This window comes from Paracoccus chinensis (assembly GCF_900102885.1).
GTDB classification, from domain to species: domain Bacteria; phylum Pseudomonadota; class Alphaproteobacteria; order Rhodobacterales; family Rhodobacteraceae; genus Paracoccus; species Paracoccus chinensis.
Genome location: NZ_FNGE01000006.1, coordinates 55550 through 77102, shown reverse-complemented (window position 1 = coordinate 77102; position 21553 = coordinate 55550). Strand labels below are relative to the sequence as shown.

26 protein-coding genes and 1 tRNA gene are annotated in these 21553 nt (G+C 67.6%); 17 read left to right on the top strand and 10 right to left on the bottom strand.

Annotated features, from left to right (window positions below; all coding sequences use genetic code 11):
• The first annotated feature begins 13 nt into the window (after positions 1 to 13).
• From BLQ03_RS18255 to BLQ03_RS07930, 4 genes are read left to right on the top strand one after another with little or no spacing between them, the layout of a single operon-like run.
• On the top strand, positions 14 to 184 hold the full coding sequence (locus tag BLQ03_RS18255) for a hypothetical protein (protein ID WP_217629683.1): 171 nt from the start codon (positions 14 to 16) through the stop codon (positions 182 to 184).
• Positions 184 to 546: a hypothetical protein gene (locus tag BLQ03_RS07940; RefSeq protein ID WP_090754615.1), complete on the top strand. Its 363-nt coding sequence runs from the start codon at positions 184 to 186 to the stop codon at positions 544 to 546. Before BLQ03_RS18255 ends, BLQ03_RS07940 begins: the two co-directional genes overlap by 1 nt.
• Positions 543 to 1040, top strand: coding sequence for a terminase small subunit (locus tag BLQ03_RS07935; RefSeq protein WP_090754613.1), 498 nt, complete (start codon positions 543 to 545; stop codon positions 1038 to 1040). The genes BLQ03_RS07940 and BLQ03_RS07935 overlap by 4 nt, the downstream gene beginning before the upstream one ends.
• On the top strand, positions 1027 to 2811 hold the full coding sequence (locus tag BLQ03_RS07930; RefSeq protein ID WP_090754611.1) for a phage terminase large subunit family protein: 1785 nt from the start codon (positions 1027 to 1029) through the stop codon (positions 2809 to 2811). Before BLQ03_RS07935 ends, BLQ03_RS07930 begins: the two co-directional genes overlap by 14 nt.
• 133 nt (positions 2812 to 2944) lie before the next feature.
• On the opposite strand, the gene BLQ03_RS07925 is transcribed toward BLQ03_RS07930, so the two are convergent.
• On the bottom strand, positions 2945 to 3211 hold the full coding sequence (locus tag BLQ03_RS07925; RefSeq protein ID WP_090754609.1) for a helix-turn-helix transcriptional regulator: 267 nt from the start codon (positions 3209 to 3211) through the stop codon (positions 2945 to 2947).
• A 92-nt stretch (positions 3212 to 3303) separates the two neighbouring features.
• On the opposite strand from BLQ03_RS07925, the gene BLQ03_RS07920 reads away from it, so the two are divergent.
• The 8 genes from BLQ03_RS07920 (at position 3304) to BLQ03_RS07890 (ending at position 8948) form a co-directional block, all read left to right on the top strand.
• Complete coding sequence (locus BLQ03_RS07920) at positions 3304 to 3495, top strand: hypothetical protein (protein WP_090754607.1); 192 nt, start codon at positions 3304 to 3306, stop codon at positions 3493 to 3495.
• The gene (locus tag BLQ03_RS07915) at positions 3492 to 3863 is read left to right on the top strand and encodes a hypothetical protein (protein ID WP_139166663.1); all 372 of its coding nucleotides are present in this window, start codon (positions 3492 to 3494) and stop codon (positions 3861 to 3863) included. Before BLQ03_RS07920 ends, BLQ03_RS07915 begins: the two co-directional genes overlap by 4 nt.
• Positions 3864 to 3942: 79 nt before the next feature.
• Positions 3943 to 4383 carry a hypothetical protein gene (locus BLQ03_RS07910; RefSeq protein ID WP_217629682.1) on the top strand — a complete coding sequence of 147 codons (441 nt, stop codon included), beginning with the start codon at positions 3943 to 3945 and terminating at the stop codon, positions 4381 to 4383.
• Positions 4383 to 5684 carry a phage portal protein gene (locus tag BLQ03_RS07905; RefSeq protein WP_090754600.1) on the top strand — a complete coding sequence of 434 codons (1302 nt, stop codon included), beginning with the start codon at positions 4383 to 4385 and terminating at the stop codon, positions 5682 to 5684. Before BLQ03_RS07910 ends, BLQ03_RS07905 begins: the two co-directional genes overlap by 1 nt.
• Positions 5681 to 7450, top strand: a complete 1770-nt coding sequence (locus tag BLQ03_RS07900; RefSeq protein ID WP_090754598.1) for a prohead protease/major capsid protein fusion protein — start codon at positions 5681 to 5683, stop codon at positions 7448 to 7450. The genes BLQ03_RS07905 and BLQ03_RS07900 overlap by 4 nt, the downstream gene beginning before the upstream one ends.
• Before the next feature lie 4 nt (positions 7451 to 7454).
• Complete coding sequence (locus tag BLQ03_RS07895) at positions 7455 to 7673, top strand: phage head-tail joining protein (RefSeq protein WP_090754596.1); 219 nt, start codon at positions 7455 to 7457, stop codon at positions 7671 to 7673.
• A 2-nt stretch (positions 7674 to 7675) separates the two neighbouring features.
• Positions 7676 to 7843, top strand: coding sequence for a hypothetical protein (locus tag BLQ03_RS18250; RefSeq protein WP_175558791.1), 168 nt, complete (start codon positions 7676 to 7678; stop codon positions 7841 to 7843).
• 1 nt (position 7844) lies between these two features.
• Positions 7845 to 8948 carry a tyrosine-type recombinase/integrase gene (locus tag BLQ03_RS07890; protein WP_090754594.1) on the top strand — a complete coding sequence of 368 codons (1104 nt, stop codon included), beginning with the start codon at positions 7845 to 7847 and terminating at the stop codon, positions 8946 to 8948.
• Between the two features lie 19 nt (positions 8949 to 8967).
• Here BLQ03_RS07890 and BLQ03_RS07885 read toward each other — a convergent pair.
• Positions 8968 to 9043: transfer RNA gene (locus BLQ03_RS07885), tRNA-Ile, on the bottom strand.
• 127 nt (positions 9044 to 9170) lie between these two features.
• Between BLQ03_RS07885 and purM the strand changes: the two genes are divergently transcribed.
• Entirely contained in the window at positions 9171 to 10220 is a 1050-nt protein-coding gene (gene purM, locus BLQ03_RS07880; RefSeq protein ID WP_090754592.1) for a phosphoribosylformylglycinamidine cyclo-ligase, read from the top strand.
• A complete protein-coding gene (gene purN / locus BLQ03_RS07875; RefSeq protein WP_090754590.1) occupies positions 10214 to 10804 on the top strand; it encodes a phosphoribosylglycinamide formyltransferase in 591 nt (196 codons plus the stop codon). Before purM ends, purN begins: the two co-directional genes overlap by 7 nt.
• Before the next feature lie 82 nt (positions 10805 to 10886).
• Here the strand turns inward: purN and BLQ03_RS07870 are convergent, their stop codons facing one another.
• From BLQ03_RS07870 to BLQ03_RS07845, 6 genes are all read right to left on the bottom strand, one after another.
• Positions 10887 to 12230, bottom strand: coding sequence for a branched-chain amino acid ABC transporter permease (locus tag BLQ03_RS07870; protein WP_090754588.1), 1344 nt, complete (start codon positions 12228 to 12230; stop codon positions 10887 to 10889).
• A 10-nt stretch (positions 12231 to 12240) separates the two neighbouring features.
• Positions 12241 to 13242, bottom strand: coding sequence for a branched-chain amino acid ABC transporter permease (locus BLQ03_RS07865; protein WP_090754585.1), 1002 nt, complete (start codon positions 13240 to 13242; stop codon positions 12241 to 12243).
• A gap of 49 nt (positions 13243 to 13291) precedes the next feature.
• A complete protein-coding gene (locus tag BLQ03_RS07860) occupies positions 13292 to 14113 on the bottom strand; it encodes an ABC transporter ATP-binding protein (protein WP_175558790.1) in 822 nt (273 codons plus the stop codon).
• Complete coding sequence (locus tag BLQ03_RS07855) at positions 14110 to 14892, bottom strand: ABC transporter ATP-binding protein (RefSeq protein WP_090754583.1); 783 nt, start codon at positions 14890 to 14892, stop codon at positions 14110 to 14112. The genes BLQ03_RS07860 and BLQ03_RS07855 overlap by 4 nt, the downstream gene beginning before the upstream one ends.
• A gap of 108 nt (positions 14893 to 15000) precedes the next feature.
• The gene (locus BLQ03_RS07850) at positions 15001 to 16185 is read right to left on the bottom strand and encodes an ABC transporter substrate-binding protein (RefSeq protein ID WP_090754581.1); all 1185 of its coding nucleotides are present in this window, start codon (positions 16183 to 16185) and stop codon (positions 15001 to 15003) included.
• A gap of 122 nt (positions 16186 to 16307) precedes the next feature.
• Positions 16308 to 17492 carry an ABC transporter substrate-binding protein gene (locus BLQ03_RS07845; protein ID WP_090754579.1) on the bottom strand — a complete coding sequence of 395 codons (1185 nt, stop codon included), beginning with the start codon at positions 17490 to 17492 and terminating at the stop codon, positions 16308 to 16310.
• Positions 17493 to 17678: 186 nt separating this feature from the next.
• Between BLQ03_RS07845 and BLQ03_RS07840 the strand changes: the two genes are divergently transcribed.
• Complete coding sequence (locus tag BLQ03_RS07840) at positions 17679 to 19106, top strand: class II 3-deoxy-7-phosphoheptulonate synthase (protein ID WP_090754577.1); 1428 nt, start codon at positions 17679 to 17681, stop codon at positions 19104 to 19106.
• 32 nt (positions 19107 to 19138) lie between these two features.
• On the opposite strand, the gene BLQ03_RS07835 is transcribed toward BLQ03_RS07840, so the two are convergent.
• Complete coding sequence (locus tag BLQ03_RS07835; RefSeq protein WP_245688740.1) at positions 19139 to 19846, bottom strand: PAS domain-containing protein; 708 nt, start codon at positions 19844 to 19846, stop codon at positions 19139 to 19141.
• An 82-nt stretch (positions 19847 to 19928) separates the two neighbouring features.
• A complete protein-coding gene (locus tag BLQ03_RS07830) occupies positions 19929 to 20498 on the bottom strand; it encodes a LabA-like NYN domain-containing protein (protein WP_090754573.1) in 570 nt (189 codons plus the stop codon).
• 4 nt (positions 20499 to 20502) lie between these two features.
• Here BLQ03_RS07830 and folK point away from each other — a divergent pair, with 4 nt between their 5' ends.
• On the top strand, positions 20503 to 21102 hold the full coding sequence (folK, locus tag BLQ03_RS07825) for a 2-amino-4-hydroxy-6-hydroxymethyldihydropteridine diphosphokinase (protein WP_342672013.1): 600 nt from the start codon (positions 20503 to 20505) through the stop codon (positions 21100 to 21102).
• A 64-nt stretch (positions 21103 to 21166) separates the two neighbouring features.
• Positions 21167 to 21523: a DNA-directed RNA polymerase subunit omega gene (gene rpoZ, locus BLQ03_RS07820; protein WP_090754568.1), complete on the top strand. Its 357-nt coding sequence runs from the start codon at positions 21167 to 21169 to the stop codon at positions 21521 to 21523.
• The last annotated feature ends 30 nt before the right edge of the window (positions 21524 to 21553 follow it).

Below are 21553 nucleotides of genomic sequence, written 5' to 3'. Positions count from 1 at the left end.
AAGGGAATATAGCGTGCCGCCCTCGGGCGTGCGGCACACGCCTGTGCTGGTTTCGGATCAGCTGCATGTGCTGGCAGGCAGGGTTCTTCGCCTGATGGTGTCGCACCGGAACCCCGAACAGTTCTTCGTCGAGCGCAGCGACATTGCCGACGAGATGCGCCGGTTGGCGCGGGCGGTGCGCTGATGGCCACCCGCATCTATCGCGAGACGACCAGCAACGATGACGCGAAGGCCATTGCCGAGCGGATCAAGCGCATGGAATACGAACTGATTTCTATCGTCACCGGCAACTCGACACTGGAGCCGAACCCGCTCACGGCACGGGCGAGCGCGACACTGGCGAAGATGCAGCGCCAGCTGCGCGCCCTGCGCATCGACATGGAAGTCGAGCGCCGGTTCGACACCGCCCCACTGGCTGTTCCCCGGTTCGGCGCGACGGAACGGACTGGCCATCTACCCTCGCGGGTCCTTCCCGAGGCCGCGCTATACGGGTCAGCGAGGCCCGACGCTTCGACCTTTGCAATAAATTACAAGGGGTTAAAATGAGGATCGTGTCCGAACTGCCGCTGGAGGGGGACCGCCCGGTGCACCGCATCGACGGCGCCGGGCTCTGCGACCTGCTGGGCTTGTCGCCGGCGGCGCTGACGAACCTCAAGCAGCGCGGCATCGCGGTTCATCATGGCCGGGATGCCTGGAACCTCGAAGAAACCGTCCGCAACTACGTCCAGCACCTTCGCGGCACCGCAAGCGGCCGGGGCGGCGAGCAGCACGTCGAGAGCCTGACCAGCGAACGCGCCCGGCTCGCCAAGGAACAGGCCGACGCTCAATCACTCAAAAACGCGGAGAGGCGAGGAGAGCTTGTTTCAGCGGCCTCCGTGCTTGCCGGGTGGTCGGATACCCTGCGGGGCCTTCGCGCCCGTCTGATGGCCCTGCCATCGCGTCTGAGGGCCGATCTACCGCACCTGTCTGCCTCGGACGTCGCGCTGATCGACCGAGAACTGCGTTCGACACTGGAGGCGCTTGCCGATGGCGACGATTGAGGACATCCGCCGCGAGGCCCTGCGCGCCCTGCGCCCGCCGCCCAGGTTGCGGCTGTCGGAATGGATCGAGCGCGAGGTCCACCTGCCCGAAGGCGTGTCGGCGCAGCCTGGACAAGTCCGCCTCTGGCCCTTCCAGCGCGAGATTGCCGATGCCATCGGGGATCCGCTGATCGAGCGCGTCACCCTGGTCAAGCCGGTGCGCGTCGGCTTCACCACCCTGCTGACCTCGGCCGTTGCCAGCTTCGTGGCGAATGACCCCGCGCCGATTCTCTGCCTGCTGCCCGCCGAGGCCGATTGCCGGGACTACGTGGTTTCGGATGTGGAGCCGATCTTCGCCGCCTCGCCTGCCGTCGCCGCCGTCCTGTCAGAGGAACGCGACGAGGCCGGGCGCAACACGCTGCTGTCGCGCCGCTTCCCCGGCGGCTCGCTCAAGGTCGTCGCCGCCAAAGCCCCGCGCAACCTGCGCCGCCACAACGTCCGCCTGCTGTTCATGGACGAGGTGGACGGCATGGAGGCCACCGCCGAGGGCTCGCCCATCCTGCTGGCCGAGCGCCGCACCCTGTCCTTCCCCGATCGCAAGATCGTTCTCGGCTCGACCCCGGTGCATGAGGATACCAGCCACGTCCTGCGGGCCTACGCGCAGTCGGACCAGCGCATCTTCGAGATCCCGTGCCCCAGCTGCGGCACCTTCGCGGAGATCACCTGGGACGCGATCACCTGGGACGATGACGCGCCCGAGACGGCCCGCTGGCGCTGCCCCCATTGCGCGGCCGAGATCGAGGAGCGCCACAAGCCCGCGATGGTCGCGGAAGGACGCTGGCGGGCGCTGCGGCCCGAGGTGCAGGGCCATGCGGGCTTCCGGCTGAACGCCCTGGTCTCGCTGCATGCGAACGCATCCTGGTCAAAGCTGGCGGCCGAGTTCCTCAGCGCCAAGGATGACCCGACGACTCTGCAGACGTTCGTCAACACCATCCTCGGGCAGGGCTGGCGCAGCGACGGCGAGGACCTGGACGAGGCCGACATGCAGGCCCGCGCCGAAGCCTTCGGCCTGGACAACGTGCCGGCCGAGGTGCTTGCGCTGACCGTGGGCTGCGACGTGCAGCACGACCGCCTGGAGCTGACCTATGTCGGCTGGACCGAGACCGGCTGCATGCTGATCCTCGGCCACCGGGTGATCTGGGGAGCATGGGATGCCGATGACACCTGGGCCGAGCTCGACACGATGCTGAGCGAGCGGTTCCCGCACGAGCTCGGCGGCCGAATTGCCATCGACGCCACCGCCATCGACGCGGGTGACGGCACGTCGATGAACCGGGTGACGGACTTCTGCCGCGCCAGGACGCGCCGCAAGATCATCGCCATCAAGGGCGCGGCGGGCTTCGCGCGTCCGGTGATCGAGCGGGCCGGATCGACCACGAAGACCGGCGCGCGGCTGTGGATCGTCGGCGTGGACACGGTGAAGGCGCAGGTCTTCGCCCGCTTCCCCCGCCCATCCTCGGCCCGGTTCTCTGCCAGCCTGCCCGCCGTGTGGTTCGAGCAGGCGACCAGCGAGCGGGCGCAGCTGCGCTACCTGCGCGGCCAGCCCGTGCGGCAGTTCGTCCGCATACCGGGCAGACGGGCCGAGGCGCTGGATTGCGTGGTCTATGCGGTGGCCGTGCGCGCCCTGGTCAACATCGTGCCCGAGATGCGTCGCGCCGAGTTGGCGCAAGAGGCCGCGCCCATCCTTCGCAAGGGGCCGGTGCTGCAATCGTCCTGGATGGCAAGAGGATAGGCTGGATGCGCCCGGCGGTATCGTCTTTCCCGCCATGCATCCCCGTTAGTCGGCGAGTGGGTAAACCCCGACAGGGCGCGGCCGTGGCTCCTCACGGCGCGGCGCCCATCCATCGCACAAGGGTGGCGGAGCATCAGGCGTAGTCGTAGTCGCCTTCGTCAATCCGGTGATCTTTCCTGAGCCTCACGCCGGCCCCTTGACCGTCCTCGGCAATGAACTCGACCCCTGCGGCTTCAAGGGCAGCCTGGATGGCGAGCAAGTTGTTAAGGTTCGGAACTCGCTGCCCCTTCTCAAATGCGACTACCGTATTGCGCGAGACGTTCGCAGCATCAGCGAGCGTTGCCTGGTCGAGTTCTACTAACGCCCTGGCGGCACGACATTGCGCCGGTGAAATTGTCATGAAGCCCAACCTTGCGCTTAATGTTTGACATAGTGCCCTGTGTTGGGCATTGTGCCCAACACATACCACGAAGCACCAGATTGGAGCAACCAATGCCGAACCCTGTTCCGGCAGCCGCTCGCGGCTTGCCCTTTGCCCGCCTTCTCGAAATCCACGACTGCCTGACGCTGGCCCTGGACGCGACCGAGCGGCTGGATGGCTACAGCCAGTCCGAGCGCGAGGCGCGCTCCTACATGCGGACCGCGCAACGTCGCGTCGGCCGTCTGCTGGAGGTCCGGGCATGAACCGCCGCGCCCTTCTAAAAGCCGCGCCTGCGCTGGCACTGGCCGGAGCCGCCCCGGCGCAAGGTATAACCATGATGGTTACACCTTCGACCGAAACCCCGGTCGCGACGCTGTTTCGCGAGTGGCGCGCGCATAGCGCCTGGCTGAACGAGCCGGAGACGGCCGAATGCCCCGAAGATCAGTTCAACGCCCACTGCGCCGAGAACGTGAGGATGATCGAGCAGATGTGCGGTGAGCCGTGCCGCGACATGGCAGACCTCTGCCTGAAGCTTCTGGCTGTGACCGATTTTGGCAAGGACATCCAGTTCCCCGAACTCGCCACCAAGGACCAACTGGCGGCAGACGTTCGCGCACTGGTCGGAGCTTGACACTCAAGATGAGGTAACTTGACCGCATTCATGCGCTTTGCTAAATTGGGGTCAAATGACCTTGATTGGAGACAATGACATGAGACGCGCCACCCTAACCGCCTTGGTCGAAATGGACGCCGAACGCTTCAACGTCCTGCGGCGCCGCGATCAGCTGCCCTTCGTCGGCGCGGCCGAAAGCGAGCGCGGATGGCAGGAGTTCAGCCTGCAAGACGCCTTCAAGCTGCGCATGATGCTCGACCTGATGGTGGGGAGCGGCCTTGGTCCTGCCGAGGCGAAATCCGTGCTGCACGGGGCATCGATGATTGATGTTCGCCACGCGGCCGAAACCACCCCTGACCTGTGGTTCGGCGAGTTCACCAAGCCCGGCGGAGAGTTCGGGGGCCACTTCGGGACGTTGGTGCAGCTGGCGGACAGGCTCGACAAGCCGGGCCACTCCTCGCGCATCATCCTGGTCAATGCATCTCGTGCTGCACGTGCACTGCTGGCCCGCGCGGCTGATCTGGGCATCGCCGACTGATGCCCGTTCCATTTGCCCGCACCCTGTCCCGCATCTTCAAGCGCAGCGGCATCGAGGCCGGAGCGAATGGGCGCCGGTGGGCCGGGTCGCCCATGCTGGCGAACCCCAACAGTTCGATCCTGTCGGCACGCGGTCCAGCGCACAAGCGCGCGGCCGCGCTGCACGTCAATACCCCCTACGGATCGCGGATCGTGGAGACCTGGACCTCTGCCATCGTCGGCAAGGGCTGGCAGGTTCGCTCGCAGCACCCCGATGCCGAGGTGCGGCGCTGGATCGGTGACGCCTTCGAGGGCCTGATCCTTCCCATCCTCACCCCTCTCGCGCGGGCCCTGGTCCGCGACGGGGAGGCGCTGGTCCGGCTTTCCCTCCAGACCGGGCCGGACCAGCTGCGCCTCTCGCTTCTGCCCTGCGAGCAGCTGGATGCCAGCCTGACTCGCGAGCAGCCCGGCGCGGGACGCATCGTTGCCGGGGTCGAGTTCGACGCCGACGACCAGATCGTCGCCTATCACGTGTTGCCCGAGCCGCCCGGCACGGCCTATGCCCCGCCGCACCGGCTGCCTGCCCGCGACGTGCTGCATGTCTTCGACCCGCTCTTTCCGGGGCAGGTGCGCGGCTTGTCGTGGCTGGCGCCCGTCCTGCTGAAGCTGCGGGACCGTGACGAGGCGTCCGACGCCCTGCTGATGCAGCTCAAGGTCGCCTCGCTGATGACCGGCTTTGTCCGCGATCCTGACGGCGGCAGTGCTGGGTTCGGTGATGGCGCGGACGGCGCGGTGAACGTGTCCCTGGAGCCGGGCGCCATGCGCATCCTGCCCCCGGGCGCCGAGGTGACGTTCAGCCAGCCGGGGCAGGGCCTCACGCAGGCCATCGACTTTCTGAGGGCGCAGGATCGCGAGATTGCGGCCGGCGTTGGCGTCACCTTCGAGCAACTGACCGGCGACCTGGGCGAGGCCAACTATTCCAGCGCCCGCGTGGGCCTGCTGGAGTTTCGCCGCCGCGTCGAGATGCTGCAGCGCCTTCTGATCGAGGGCCAGTTCCTGCGCCCCCTGTGGCGGCGCTGGATCGAGGCGCAGGCGCTCGCCGGCACCATCCCCGCCGATCAGGTCGAGGATTACCTGCCCGTCCGCTTCGTCGCGCCCGGCTGGCAATGGGTCGATCCGAGAAACGAGGTCGAGGCGGAGGTCGCCGCGATCAACGCCGGCCTGAAATCCCGCGAGGAAGTCGTCGCCGGCCGCGGCCGCGACATCGACGACCTGGACGCCGAACGCGCCCGCGACACGCAAGCCAAGGAAGCCACGCAGTGACCATCCATATCCGCACCCTCACGCCCGCGCCGTCCACCCTGGACCGCAACGCCCGCACCGTGGAGGCGATTGTTTCCACCGGCGCGGATGTGCAGCGCGGCAGCATCACCGAGCGGCTGGACCTGTCCGGCGCCGACCTGTCCCGCTTCGTTGGCGCCCCGGTGCTGGATGCGCATCGGTCCAGCTCCACCCGTGACCAGCTCGGCGTGATCGAGGCCGCAGAGATCCGCCCCGAAGGCATCTGGGTCCGCATGAAGTTCCGCAGCAACGACGCGGCGCAAGCTGTCCTGGCCGACATTGCCGAGGGCACCCTGCGCGGCCTGAGCATCGGTTACCAGGTGGCCGAGTGGAAAGAGACGCGGGACGGCAACCGCCGGATCCGCATCGCAGCCAAATGGACGCCCATCGAGGCGTCCGTTGTCCCTGTCCCGGCCGATCCGGGCGCACACTTTCGTCATGGAGACAATCGCATGAACCCCGAAGAACAGACGGCCGAGCGCCCGGCCGACGAGACGGCGCGCACCACCCGGGCCGAGGCGAACGCCGCGATCCGCAGCATTGCCGAGGCGGCCGGCCTGTCCCGTGCCTGGGCGGATGCGCAGATCGACGCCGAGGCCACCCCCGACACTGCCCGCACGGCGGCGTTCGAGGCCATGCGCCAGCGCAGCACAGAGACGCGGACGCGCAGCCAGCGGGCGGAGATCACCTTCGACCACAGCGACCCCAGCCTGGCGACCCAGCGGGCCGGCGAAGCCCTCTACGCCCGGATGCACCCCGGCCACCAGCTGAGCGAGGCCGCCCGGCCTTTTGCCGGCATGACCATGCTGGACCTCGCCCGCGACTCGCTGCGCCGTGCGGGCATCAGCACCACCGGCATGGCGGCTGAGACGGTGTTCAAGCGCGCGGGCGTGGGCTACCACACGACCAGCGACTTTCCCGCGATCCTGGGCGATGCGGTCGGGCGCGAGCTGCGCCGCAGCTATGCCACCGCCCCCGCGCCGATCAAGCAGCTCGCGCGGCAGACCACGGCCAAGGACTTCCGCCCCCGTGCGAGCATTGCCCTGACCAACGGGCCGGACCTGCTCAAGGTCAATGAAGGTGGCGAGTATCAATACGGCACCTTCGGCACCGGCGCGGAAGCCTATGCCGTGGAAACCTTCGGGCGCATCTTCGCCATCACCCGGCAGGCGCTCATCAACGATGATATCGGTGCCTTCCGCGACATTCCGGCCCGCCTGGGCGCGGCGGCACGGGCCTTCGAGGCCGCCCAGCTGGTTAAGGTGATCGAGAACAACCCGAAGCTTTCGGATGGCAAGGCGGTGTTCCATGCCGACCACGGCAACCTGGGCGCCGACGGCGCGCCCAGCATGACCACGCTGGCCTTGTCCCGTCTGGCGATGCGCCGGCAGAAGGGCATCGGTGGCGAGGTGATCGACATTGCCCCCAAGTTCCTGCTTGTCCCGCCCGAGCTGGAGACGGTGGCGGAACAGGTGCTGGCAGATATCGCCGCGACCACGACGGCCGAGGCCAACCCCTTCACCGGCCTGACGCTGATCGTGGAGCCGCGCCTGACCAGCCAGACGCGCTGGTATCTGGTTGCGGACCCCGCGCTGAGTGACGGCCTGGAGTATGCCTATCTCGAAGGCGCCGCCGGCCCGCAGATCGACACCCGCACGGGCTTCGAGATCGACGGGGTGGAGGTCAAGGTGCGGCTCGACTTCGGCGCTGGTTGGATCGACCACCGCGCCTGGCAGCGGGTCGGCTGATCCGATGGCCCTGAGCTACGATGAGGAAGTGGAACTCAGGGCCGCCATCCCGGCCCTGAGGCTGGCGATCGTCAGTGGCACCCTGCGCGTGACCTATGACGGCAAGACGGTCGAGTATCGGTCAATTGCCGAAATGAAGGAAGCGCTGCGCTACGCGGAAGATACCTTGGGGCGGCCCGCTCGCCCCTCGGCCATCAGGTTCACAAGCTCCAAGGGCTTTTGATAATGGCAAATCGTTCCGCCCCATTTAAGCAGATCGACGTGACCCGCGCCGCAAAGGGCGTTGTGGCCGCCGGATTGCCGGTAGGGCGGGTCGAGATCGACCGCGACGGCAAAATCGTGATCCTTATCGCGGACGGCAACGCGCCCGTGGAGAAGAACGACTGGGACTGACATGAAAAGGGCCGAGCGATTCCCTCACGCCAAATCCTACCGCGACCGCCACGGGAAAATCCGCTGGCGGTATCGCCATAAGGGCGTCACGGCCGAGCTGGGCACCGATTGGGGCAGCGAGGAGTTTTGCCGCCGCTATGCGGCCGCAGTGAACGGGCCGGCCAAGGATGGGGCAGGGGCAAGCCGCACGGCCCCCGGCACTCTCGATGACCTCGCTGTCCGGTTCTACAAGCTGCACCTGCCGACAGTGGGGGAAAGCACCGCTGCCAATTATCGCTTCGTCATCGACAGGTTGCGCGTGAAGCACGGGCACAAGCGCGTGTCGCACATGGCGCGCCGTCACGTCATTGCGATCAAGGCCGAGATGGCCGACACCCCCCAGCAGGCGAACAAGACGCTCAAGCGGCTGTCCCAGCTGATGGAACTGGCGAAGGACTTGGAGTGGCGCACTGACAACCCGGTTGACGGCGTGAAGCTCTATCCGACCAATCCCGGCGGTTTCCACACCTGGGACGAAGGCGAGATCGCCAGGTTCTACGAGGTCTACGAGATCGGCAGCGTGCCGCATCTGGCAATGACGCTGATGCTCTATACGGGCGCGGCGAAGTGTGACGCGGTGAAGCTGGGGCGAGGGAACATCCGCGACGGGCGGCTTGTCTATCGCCGCAACAAGACGCGCCGGAACCCCGAGGGGATCGAGGTCAACATTCCGATCCATCCCTACCTGGCGGAAACGCTGGCGCACGTGCCGCCCGATGCCTTCACCTTCCTGCAAACGAAGGATGGCCTGTCCCGGTCGGTGAAGGGCTTGGGAACGTCCATGCGGAAGTGGTGCGACAAGGCCGGATTGCCCCTGTGCAGCTCGCACGGCTTACGCAAAGCGATCTGCCGCCGTATTGCCGAAGCGGGCGGGACGGCATTCGCAATCATGTCGGTGAGCGGACACATAAGCCTGAAAGAGGCGCAGAAATACTGCGAGGAGTTCGGCCGCAAAGGCATGGCTGATTCCGCTATCGCAAGCCTTCCCGGCGGGGCGAACGGGGAACAGAAGTTGACGAACCACCCCGCAAGGTTCGTCGAAAAATCACGCAAGAGGTTGCAATGATTGAAGAAATCGGCGGGTTTGGTAGGCCCGGAGGGACTCGAACCCCCAACCAAGGCGTTATGAGCGCCCTGCTCTGACCATTGAGCTACAGGCCCGCGCCCGAAGGGCTGTCGCAAATGCAAGCGCGCGGGTCAAGGAAAACCCCCGATTGCGCCCGGGCTCGATTGTCTGCGCGGGGTCGCTGGGCTATCCAGCCGGCGCAAGCATCGGGGTTGGGACGACATGAGCAAGGCGGATGGCAAGGGGCTGACCTACGCGCAGGCGGGGGTGGACATCGACGCGGGCAACGCGCTGGTCGAACGGATCAAGCCGGCGGCGGCGGCCACGGCGCGGCCGGGCGTGATGTCTGGCCTCGGCGGCTTCGGCGCGCTGTTCGACCCCCGCGCGGCGGGCTACAGCGACCCGGTGCTGGTGGCCGCGACCGACGGCGTCGGCACCAAGCTGCGCGTCGCCATCGAGACGAACGAACTGGACGGGGTCGGCATCGACCTTGTCGCGATGTGCGTGAACGACCTCGTCTGCCAGGGCGCCGAGCCGCTGTTCTTCCTCGACTACTTCGCCACCGGCAAGCTGCAGGTCGAAGAGGCCGCGCGCGTCATCGCGGGCATCGCCGAGGGCTGCCGCAACTCGGGCTGCGCCCTGATCGGCGGCGAGACGGCCGAGATGCCCGGCATGTATCACGGCGGCGACTTCGACCTCGCGGGCTTCGCCGTGGGCGCGATGGAGCGCGGCGCGCACCTGCCCCAGAATGTGGCCGAGGGCGACCTGCTGCTGGGCCTCTGCTCGGACGGCATCCATTCCAACGGCTTCTCGCTGGTCCGCAAGGTGGTGGAACAAAGCGGTCTCGGCTGGACCGACCCGGCCCCCTTCGCCAAGGGTCCCGTGGGCCGCGCGCTGCTGACGCCGACCCGGCTTTACGTCCGCGCGGTGATGAAAGCGATCCGAGCGGGTGGTGTCCACGCGGCGGCTCATATCACCGGCGGCGGCATCACCGAGAACCTGCCCCGCGTCTTGCCAGAGGGCATGGGCGTCGAGGTCAGCCTGGACAGCTGGCAGCCTCCGGCGGTGTTCCAGTGGCTGGCCGAGACGGCCGGGATCCCCGAGCGTGAGATGCTCAAGACCTTCAACTGCGGCATCGGCATGATCCTTGTCGTGGCGCCCGACCGCGCCCGCGCGCTGACCGAGATGCTGCGCGAGGCGGGCGAGCGCGTTGTCCTGCTGGGCGAGGTCGGCGGCGGCCAGGGCGTCGGCTACACCGGCACGCTGTGGTAAGACGCGTCGCCATCCTGATCTCCGGCGGCGGCTCGAACATGGTCGAGTTGGTGCGGTCGATGACGGGCGACCACCCGGCGCGTCCGGTGCTGGTCGCCTCGAACGATCCGCAGGCGACGGGCCTTGCACGCGCCGCCGCCATGGGCGTCCCGACAGTGACGGTGGATCACCGCGCCTTCAAGGGCGACCGTGCCGCCTTTGAGGCCGCGCTGCTGGAACCCCTGCTTGCGGCGCAGCCGGACATCCTCTGCCTCGCCGGCTTCATGCGCATCCTGACGCCCGGCTTCGTTCAGCGCTTCGAGGGCCGGATGCTGAACATCCACCCCTCATTGCTGCCGAAATATCCCGGCCTGCACACGCATGCCCGCGCGCTGGAAGCAGGGGACACCGAGGCGGGGGCCACGGTGCACCTTGTAACACCGGTTCTGGATGATGGCCCAATTCTGGGGCAGGCCCGTGTGCCGATCCAACCGGAGGACACGCCCGAAACGCTGGCCGCCCGCGTCCTGATCGCCGAGCACCGGCTTTATCCGGCCGTGCTGCGCCGCTTTGCAGCGGGTACCACCGAGCGGATCGACCTCTAGGTCTTTCTTCTTTGCCCAAATATCCCGGGATCGTCGTATACGACGATGGGGCAGCGCCCCGGTCCGGAGTCTCACCCGGCTCTTACCGTTCCGGCAGCAGCCCACGAGGCGCAAAGCGCAGCACCAGCAGCAGCACCAGCCCCATGGCGACATAGCGCATCTGCGGCGCGCTTTCGATCAGGTGCTGGCGCAGCGGCCCGTCCGACAGGGGCGAGGTCAGCAGCGACATCCCCGCCGGACCCCAGACCTCGGCCTTGATCCACAGGAACCAGATCAGGACCGCGCCCAGGACAGCGCCCCAGTTGTTGCCCGAGCCCCCGACGATCACCATGACCCAGACGAGGAAGGTATAGCGAAGCGGGTTGTAGCCGCCCGGCGCCATCAGCCCGTCCAGCGTCACCATCATCGCGCCCGACAGCCCGATCACGGCGCAGCCGATGATGAACAGGTGCAGGTGGCGGCGGGTCACGTCCTTGCCCATCGCCTCGGCGGCAGTCTCGTTGTCGCGGATCGCCCGCATCATCCGGCCCCAAGGCGAGTAAAGCGCCAGCTCCGAGAGCAGGATCAGGATCAGCACCACGGCCACGAAGATCGCAGCATAGCACAGCTTGACGTAGATCGCGGAGGCGGTGGCCGGGTCCATGGCCCAGCGCGCTGCGGCCTCGACGAAGGCAGGGTTCGATTGCAGCGCAAGCTCGTAGGGCACGGGGCGGGGGACGCCCGTGATGTTCAGGACGCCCCGCGCCAGCCAGCCCTCGTTCTTGAGGATCGCCACGATGATCTCGCCGATCCCCAGCGTGGCGATGGCCAGATAGTCCGACCGCAACCCCAGGGCGACCTTGCCGATGCCCCAGGCGGCAATGGCGGCAAAGACCATCCCCACCGGCCAGCTGAGCAGGACAGGCAGGCCCAGGCCGCCGATGTTGCCCGCCTTCGAGGGATTGTTGGCCTCGATCGCCGTGACGGCGGGGTCGAACAGCATCCGCGTGGCCACGTAGCCGCCGATCAGGACCAGCGCGACGACCAGCACCCGCGCCACGCCCTTCATCCGCGCGGCGGTAGTCACGGCAATGACCAGCGTCGCGAGCCCCGCAGCCAGCGCCAGCACAAGCTGGGGCCCCCCGGCGGCCCAGGCACCGGCCACGGGCTGGGTCGAGATCAGCACCGGCGCAAGGCCGCCGAGCGCCACGAAGCCCACGACGCCCGCGTTGAACAGCCCGCCGTAGCCCCAGATCATGTTGACGCCAAGGGCGGTCACGGCCGAGATCAGGCCCATGTTCAGGATTGACAGCGCGCTGTTCCAGGATCCCGAGAACATCGCGTTCGAGACCGTGCCCTCCAGCACGACCAGCAGGATCACGGCCGCGAACAGCAGGGGCGCGCGCCAGGGGCTGGCAGTGGTTTCGGCCTGACGGTTGGAGCTCATTCAGGCCTCCTCAATAGGCTTTGCCGCGGAACAGCCCCGTGGGGCGCACCAGCAGCACGACGATCAGGATGACGAAGCTGATCGCCAGCTTGTATTCGGTACCCAGCATCTGCATCAGGCCCGCGGGCTCGAAGCCCAGGTACTCGGCGATCTTCTTCCAGGGGTAGGTCAGCGCCACCTCGGAGAAGGCGATCAGGAAGCCGCCGGCGATGGCCCCGAGCGGGCTGCCGAGGCCGCCCACGATGGCCGCCGCGAAGACCGGCAGAAGGATCTGGAAGTAGTTGAAGGCTTTGAAGGACTTGTCCAAGCCGTAGAGCGTCCCGGCCAGCACGGCCAATCCCGTGGCGATGATCCAGGTCAGCCGCACCACGCGGTCGGGGTCGATGCCCGACAGCAGCGCGAGGTCCTCGTTATCTGCATAGGCGCGCATTGCCTTGCCGGCGCGAGTGCGGTTCAGGAAGGCGAACAGCGCCCAGACCGACAGGGCCGCGATCACCAGCGTGATCGCCTGGGTGGTCCGCAGCGCCAGACCCTCGGTCAGGCCGGTCATCGCCTTGAATTGCGGGACCGAGATCACGAAGCGCGCGCCGTCCGCGAACTGGATCTCGTCCACGCCGATCACGAGGCGCGTCAGGCCGTTCATCACGAACATGACGCCGACCGAGGCCATGACGACCACGATGGGCGCGGCCCGGACCTGCCGGTAGTGGCGATAGACCCAGCGGTCGGTCAGCAGGGCCAAGGCTGCTGTCAGCGCGATGCCCAACGGCAGCGCCAGCAGGGCCGTGGGCAGGGGGCCGAAGCCGATGCCCAGGGCCTGCAACCCCCAGGTCAGCAGGATGACGATGGCGGTGCCGAAGGCCATCGTGTCGCCATGGGCGAAGTTGGAAAAGCGCAGGATGCCGTAGATCAGCGTGACGCCCAGTGCGCCCAGCGCAAGCTGCGCGCCATAGGCCGCGGCCGGGATGACCACGAAGTTCAGGATCGCCACGAGGGCGTTGAGCAAGTCCATCAGAGGTTTTCCCCCGCAGGCAGGGCCTGTCCGTTACGTCCCGCCATCGTCAGCCCCCCAGGAAGGTGCGGCGCACCTCGGGGTCGGCCATCAGCTGGGCACCGGTGCCGGTATAGCGGTTGGCGCCCTGCACCAGCACATAGCCGATGTCGGCAATTTCAAGCGCCTGCTTGGCGTTCTGTTCCACCATCAGGATGGAAATGCCCGTGCGCGCGATCTCGATGATGCGGTCGAACAGTTCGTCCATGACGATGGGGCTGACGCCCGCGGTCGGCTCGTCCAGCATCAGCAGCTTGGGCCGGGTCATCAGCGCGCGGCCGACGGCGACCTGCTGGCGCTGGCCGCCCGACAGCTCGCCCGCGTTCTGGCGGCGCTTGTCCGCGACGGCCGGGAACAGCTCGTAGACCTGCTGCATCGTCTCGCGGAAATCGTCCCCGCGCAGGTAGGCGCCCATTTCCAGGTTCTCCTCGACCGTCATGGTCGGGAAAACGTTGGCGACCTGCGGCACGAAGCCCATGCCCGCCTTGACGCGGTCCTGCGGGTTCAGCGCGGAAATGTCCTGCCCGTCCAGCCGGACGCTGCCCTCGCGCAGGTTCAGCATCCCGAAGATCGCCTTCATGGCGGTGGACTTGCCTGCGCCGTTCGGGCCGACGATCACGGCGATCTGGCCCTTCTCGACGGCCAGCGTGCAGCCGTTCAGGATATCGGCCTTGCCGTAGCCGCCGCGCATCCCTTCGCCGATCAGGAAGGGATCGCCCGAGTGCCCCGGTCGCGTCGGGCCGCTGTGATGATTGCCCTCGGCCGTGCCCGCAGGGCGCGGGTTGACCACCGAGGCGTCGCGGTTGCCGCGATTGGCGAAAGGATCGCTCATGCTCCCACCATCGCCTTGTTCTTGAGGCCGCGGCCCAGATAGGCCTCGATCACCGCCTCGTTTTCCATGATGTGGGCGGCGGGGCCTTCGGCCAGCACCTTGCCCTCGGCCATGACGATCACCGGATCGCAGAGCTTTCCGATGAAATCCATGTCATGCTCGATCACGCAGAAGGTATAGCCGCGTTCCTTGTTCAGGCGGATGATCGCATCGGCGATGGTGCCCAGAAGCGTGCGGTTCACGCCCGCGCCGACCTCGTCCAGGAAGACGATCTTCGCCTCGACCATCATGCAGCGGCCGAGTTCCAGAAGCTTCTTCTGACCGCCCGACAGGTTCCCGGCCTTTTCCTCGGCCACGTGGCTGATGGTCAGGAAGTCCAGCACCTCGTCAGCACGGGCGCGCAGCGCGCGTTCCTCGTTTGCGATGCGCTTGCGGCCGAACCAGGTGTTCCACAGGCTTTCGCCCGACTGGCCCGGCGGCACCATCATCAGGTTCTCGCGCACGGACATGGACGAGAACTCGTGCGCCATCTGGAAGGTGCGCAGCAGGCCCTTGTGGAACAGCTCGTGCGGAGGCAGGCCAGTGATGTCCTCGCCGTCCATGACGACGCGGCCCGAGGTGGGCGGCAGTACCCCCGCGATCACGTTGAACAGCGTGGACTTGCCGGCGCCGTTCGGCCCGATCAGCCCGGTGATCGACCCGGTGCGGATCTGCAGGCTGGCGCCATCGACGGCGCGGAAGCCGCCGAAATGCCGGTGAAGGTCGTGGACCTCGATCATGTGCCCCCCGTTTCGTCGGAGCTGTCCCATAAGGCAGGTCCGCGCGTTTCGCCACGAAAAACGCATCGCGGCGCCCTGTGGCAGGCGCCGCAACCTTGCGTCAGGGGATCAGCGGGTGCGGACGGGGGTCAGGGTGCCGCCCTTGAACTCGACCTCGCGGTACGAGCCCGCGCTTTCGCCGGGGCCGACCAGCTCGACCGCCGAGGCGCCGACATAGTCGATGTCGGTGCCCGCCGCGACCAGTTCCAGCGCGCGGGCCAGCTGACCGGGCATGATCTTCTCGCCCGGCGCGTTGGCCACGTCCATGACCTTGTCCTTGTAGACGCGAGGATCGGTGGACTTGGCGGCCTGCATGGCCAGCAGGATCAGCGCGGCGGCATCATAGGATTCGGCGGCAAAGGCGTCCGAGCCCTCGAAGCCGGCGTCACGTGCCAGCGCGATGAAGGCGTCGCGGCCTTCGCCCTCGGCCGAGGGGTTCTGGCCGAAGGAATGTTCCAGCTCGGTCCCGAACTTGTCCACCAGCGCCTGCGTCACCATGCCGTCGGTGAAGACGAAGGTGTCGAAGGCGCCCGAATCCAGCGAGCCGCGCACGATGCCCGAGCCGCCCTGGTCGACATAGCCGGCGACGACCAGCGCGTCGCCGCCCGCCGATGCCAGTGCCGCGACCTCGGCCGAATAGTCGGCCTTGCCGTCGTCATGGGGCGCGTTGATGGTGATCGACCCGCCCTTGGCCTTGAAGGCTTCGGCGAAGCTGTCCGCCAACCCCTTGCCGTAATCGTTGTTGGTATAGGTCACGGCGACGTTCTTGATGCCGCGCTCGGTGATGATGTCGGCCATCACCTCGCCCTGCCGCGCGTCCGAGGGCGCGGTGCGGAAGAAGAAGCCCTTGTCGTCGATGGTGGACAGCGCGGGCGAGGTCGCCGACGGCGCGATCATTACCATGCCGTTCGGCACGGCGACGCGTTCAAGGCTGGCGATCGTTTCGCCCGAGCACATGCCGCCGACGATGCCATTGACCTTTTCCGAGGTGACCAGCCGCTCGACCGCCGTGACCGAGGCCGCCGCGTCGGCGCAGGTGTTGTCGGCCTGCACGACCGTCACGGTGCCGCCCTCCAGCAGCTTGCCCGAATCGCTGGCCTCTTTTGCGGCCAGTTCCGCGCCCTTCAACATCGAGGGTGCCATGGATTCCAGCGGCCCGGTGAAGCCAAGCGACACGCCCAGCTTGACGTCCTGCGCCAGGGCGCCACCGGCCGTCAGCGCAACAACGGCGGTTGCGATCAGAAATCGGTTCATCTTCTCGTCTCCCTGTAGAGCGCGTTCCGATCGTTCATCGCCGGGATCGCGCATGGACCTGCCGCGGGATGCGGCAGGCATGAAAAAGCCCCGGCCGAGGCGACCCCGGCCGGGGTAAAGGTTCAGCGCATGCCGACGACGTTCATCTGGCCGCCCTTGAAGTCGACCTCGCGGTAGGTGCCCGCGCTTTCGCCCGGCTCGATCAGCTCGACCGCCGAGGCGCCGTCATAGTCGATGTCGGTGCCCGCCGCGATCAGTTCCAGCGCGCGGCCGATCTCGCCGGCGCTTATCTTCTCGCCCGGCGCGTTCGCGACATCCATCACCTTGTCCTTGTAGACGCGGGGGTCGCTGGACCCGGCCGCCTGCATCGCCAGCAGGATCAGCGCGGCGGCATCATAGGATTCGCCCGCGAAGGCCGAGGTGCCGTCGAAGCCGGCGGCGGTGGCCAGTTCGTTGAACTTTGTCCGGCCCTCGCCCTCGGAGGAGGGGTTCTGACCGAACGAGGTTTCCAGCTCGGACCCGAAGCGGTCCACCAGTCCCTGCGCGACCATCCCGTCGGGCAGGATGAAGGTGTCGAAGGCGCCCGCGTCCAGCGCGCCGCGCATGATCCCCGAGCCGCCCTGATCGACATAGCCCACGACCGCCAGCGCGTCGCCCCCGGCGGCGGCCAGCGCGCCGACCTCGGCCGAATAGTCGGCCTTCCCGTCGTCATGCGCCTGCAGCATCGTCACCGTGCCGCCCTTGGCTTCGAAAGCCGACTTGAAGGATTCGGCCAGGCCCTTGCCATAGTCGTTGTTGGTGTGGGTGATGGCGACCGACTTGGCCCCGCGCTCCAGCGCGATGTCGGCCATCACCTCGCCCTGCCGCGCGTCCGACGGCGAGGTGCGGAAGAAGAAGCCGCCATCCTCGATGTCCGTCAGCGCCGGAGAGGTGGCCGAGGGCGAGATCATCACCATGCCGTTCGGCACGCCCACGCGTTCGAGGCTGGCGATCGTCTCGCCCGAGCACATGCCGCCCATGATGCCGTTGACCTTCTCGGCCGTGACCAGCCGTTCCACAGCCGCGACCGCCGCCGCCGCATCGGCACAGGTGTTGTCGGCGCGCACCGCCGTCGCCGTCGAGCCGTTCAGGAACTTGCCGGACGCGTTGGCTTCCTCGATCGCCATCTCGGCGCCTCGCGCCATGTTCGGCGACATCGATTCCAGCGGTCCCGTGAAGCCCAGCGACAGGCCGATCTTGACGTCCTCGGCGAAGGCGCCGCCCGCGCCTAGGGCGATGGCCGCCGTGGCCAGCAACAGCTTCTTCATGCAGTCTTCTCCCTGATCGGACCGGGGTCCTTCGCAGGGGACAGTAGGACGGCGTTTTTTGAAAGAAAAGCGTGTCGTTCGAGGGACGGTTGACGAGGCCGGGCCCTTCCGGGGGAAGCCGTGCGGCTGAGGCTTTATTCCGCGCCCGTCGGCCCTTATAACCCTGCAATCCGCAGGAGAAGAGCCATGCCGCAGCAGACGCCCGACATCGACCGCAACGCCCGCGCCACCTTGCGCGGCGACGACTGGCAGCGCGGCAGCTGGCGGACCCGCCCGCGCGTGCAGATGCCCGACTATCCTGATGCCGAAGCCCTTGCCGGGGTCGAGGCGCAGCTGGCCAAGTTCCCGCCGCTGGTCTTTGCGGGCGAGGCGCGCCGGCTCAAGGCGCAACTGGCCGACGTGGCGCAGGGCCGCCGCTTCCTGCTGCAGGGGGGCGACTGCGCCGAAAGCTTCGCCGAGTTCTCGGCCGACAACATCCGCGACACCTTCAAGGTGATGCTGCAGATGGCCGTGGTGCTGACCTGGGGCGCGCAGCTTCCCGTGGTCAAGGTCGGCCGCATGGCCGGACAGTTCGCCAAGCCCCGCAGCGCGCCGACCGAGACGATGGAAGGCGTCGAGCTGCCCAGCTATCGCGGCGACATCATCAACGGCTTCGACTTCACCGCTGCGGCGCGGGTGCCCGATCCCGTGCGGATGCTGCAGGCCTACACGCAGGCCGCGGCCTCGCTGAACCTGCTGCGGGCCTTCTCGACCGGCGGCTATGCCGACATCCACCGGGTGCAAAGCTGGATCGCCGATTTCACCGACGGTCCCGAGGCCGCGCGCTACCGCGATATCGCCGACCGGATCTCGGACGCGATGGCCTTCATGCAGGCGGCGGGCGTGACCTCGGAAACCGCGCATGAACTGGGCACGGTCGAGTTCTACACCAGCCACGAGGCCCTGCTGCTGGAATACGAGGAAGCGCTGGCCCGGATTGATTCCACCACCGGCCTGCCGGTCGCGGGCTCGGGACACATGCTGTGGATCGGTGACCGCACGCGGCAGGTCGATGGCGCGCATGTGGAATTCTGCCGGGGCGTCCAGAACCCGGTTGGGCTGAAATGCGGCCCCTCGATCTCGACGGACGACCTCAAGGCGCTGATCGCGAAGCTGAACCCGCAGAACGAGGCCGGCCGGCTGACGCTGATCGCGCGCTTCGGCGCGGGGACCGTGGGCGACCACCTGCCGCGCCTGATCGGCGCCGTGCAGGAGGAAGGCGCCAACGTCGTCTGGTCCTGCGACCCCATGCACGGCAACACGATCAAGTCGGCTTCGGGCTACAAGACGCGGCCCTTCGATTCGGTCCTGCGCGAGGTGCGCGAGTTCTTCCAGGTCCATGCGGCCGAGGGCACCGTTCCGGGCGGCGTTCATTTCGAAATGACCGGCCGCGACGTGACCGAATGCACAGGCGGCGTGCGGGCGATCACTGACCACGACCTTTCGAACCGCTATCACACGGCCTGCGATCCGCGCCTGAACGCCAGCCAGTCGCTGGAACTGGCCTTCCTGGTGGCCGAGGAGTTGCGCGCCCGCCGCACCGGCACACCGGTCCAACTGAGCGATGCCAGCTGAAAGGAAAGGCGCCCCGGAAAGGGGCGCCGTTTTCAGTCGTTCGAGATGATCCGGAAGCGCGCGCGTCGTTCCTCGGGCGTTTCCTCCTCGATGATCGGGGGGCGGGGCGCAGGACGCCAGGTCGCGGGCGGCTCGGCCATGCCGAGGGCGGAAGGCGAGGGGGTCAGCACCCGCCCGCCCTCAATCACCGGATCGGCCCGTTCCGCGCCCAGGTCGAAGCGGCGCGGCGCGGCGCCCGCCTCTCCCACGGACACGAGGCATCCCAGCGCCCGGGTGACGTCGCCCAGGTCCGAGCGCAGCGGCAGCAGCAGCAGCTTGCCGGTCAGTTCCGGGCGGCCATAGCTGGCAGGCGAGAGCAGGTCCGCCTCGACGATCTGCGGCCCCTGAAAGACGGTTTCCAGCACGTCCGACAGCCGCCCGCGATAGCCGGGGTTCATCAGCGCACAGAGGGGCATCCCTCGGGCCTCCATGCCCAAAAGGTCGATCAGGTGCTTCCCCGCCAACCTGAAGCGCGCCGCGCCTGGCGCGATCCGTTCCAGGATGAAGGCGAAGTCCAGCGTGGCGCGCAGTCCCAGGGGCGTGACATCTGCCCGCGCCGGAATCGCGCGCCCCTGCCGCAGCGAGGACCAGTAGGCGCGCATCTCGGCGATCACGCGCCCTGGCTGGGGCTGGCCGAAGTCCGACAGGCGCAGCACGCGGTCGGGTGTTCCAACCTTGTCCGTTCCCTCGTCCTCGATCATCCCCGGCATCCCTTTGGCGGCAAGTACCTGATAACACACAAGCCTGCGCAGCGTCCCGTTCAAGTTTGACGAAAGGTTAAGTTCAGGTCTCGGTTGTGGGCGCGGGGGCAGGTTCGCGTGGCTCGCGCGGCGGACGGCCCACGATGTCGCGCAATGCGTCCAGTTCGATGAAGTTGTCGGCCTGCCGGCGCAGCTCGTCCGCGATCATCGGCGGCTGGCTGCGCATGGTGGACACGACCGACACCCGCACGCCCTGCCGCTGCAGCGCCTCGACCAGCGGACGGAAGTCGCCGTCGCCCGAAAACAGCACCGCATGGTCCAGACGGGGCGCAAGCTCCATCGCGTCCACGGCCAGCTCGATGTCCATGTTGCCCTTGACCCGGCGGCGGCCCATCGAGTCGGTATATTCCCGCGCCGGCTTGGTCACGATCGTGTAGCCGTTGTAGTTCAGCCAGTCGATCAGCGGCCGGATCGGAGAATACTCTTCGCTTTCCAGCAGGGCGGTATAGTAATAGGCACGGATCAGCTTGCCGCGGCGCTCGAACTCCTGCCGCAGCAGCTTGTAGTCCAGGTCGAACCCCAGCGACTTTGCAGCGGCGTGCAGATTCGAGCCGTCAATGAACAGCGCCAGTCGGTCATCCTTGTAGAACAATGCCTTGCCCCATCAATCTTCATTCATCGGTAATGGTTTGCAGAACCTAGCTCTGGTCGCGTTGGGCGGGAACCTGTTTTCTTCGACAGGTTCGCCGGCCCGGACTCTGTGCGCGGCTCTTCGCGCATTGCCCGCGGAAGGGATCAGGGTCGTGGCGGTCAGCCGCTTCTGGCGCTCGCCCGCCTATCCGCCGGGCAGCGGGCCGGACTATGTCAACGCCGCCGCCGTGGTCCGCACGGCGCTCGGGCCGGAAGACACGCTGGCCGCGTTGCACCGGATCGAGGCGACGCTGGGCCGAACCCGGACCGGAGGGCGCTGGCAGGCGCGGGGCATCGACCTCGATCTTCTGGCGATGGGCGACCTGGTCCTGCCGGACGCTGCCACGCAGGACCAGTGGCGGGCCCTGCCGCCCGAGCAGCAGGTGCAGGCGACCCCCGGCACCCTGATCCTGCCGCACCCGCGCCTGCAGGACCGGGGCTTCGTGCTGGCACCGCTGGCCGAGGTCGCGCCCTCGTGGCGCCACCCGCGCACGGGGCGGACGGTTTCGCAGATGCTGGCGGCGCTGGACCCTGCGGCACTTGACGGAATGGCGCCCTTGGGTTGACTTTCATGTCCGTGGCTTCCACTTATGCCACCTTGCTCTTACAGCCGATTCGCAGAGGTGTTGCATGGCACGCGTGACCGTCGAGGACTGCGTCGACAAGGTTCCGAACCGCTTTGACCTGGTGATGCTTGCCGCCCATCGCGCGCGTGAGATTGCGGCCGGCGCGCCGCTGTCCGTGGACCGCGACAACGACAAGAACCCCGTCGTCGCCCTGCGCGAGATCGCGGACGAGACCCAGCCGGTGGATGAACTGCGCGAGCGGATGATCGAGCAGACCCAGACCCAGATCGAGGTCGACGAGCCGGAAGAGGACGCGATGGCGCTGCTGCTGGGCGCCGAGGTCGACCGGCCCAAGCCCGCCGACGAGGAATCCGAGGAGCGGATGCTGCGCATGATGCTGGAAGCGCAGAGCCGCAACTGAACGGCAAGACTGAGCGGGACGGAACCTTCG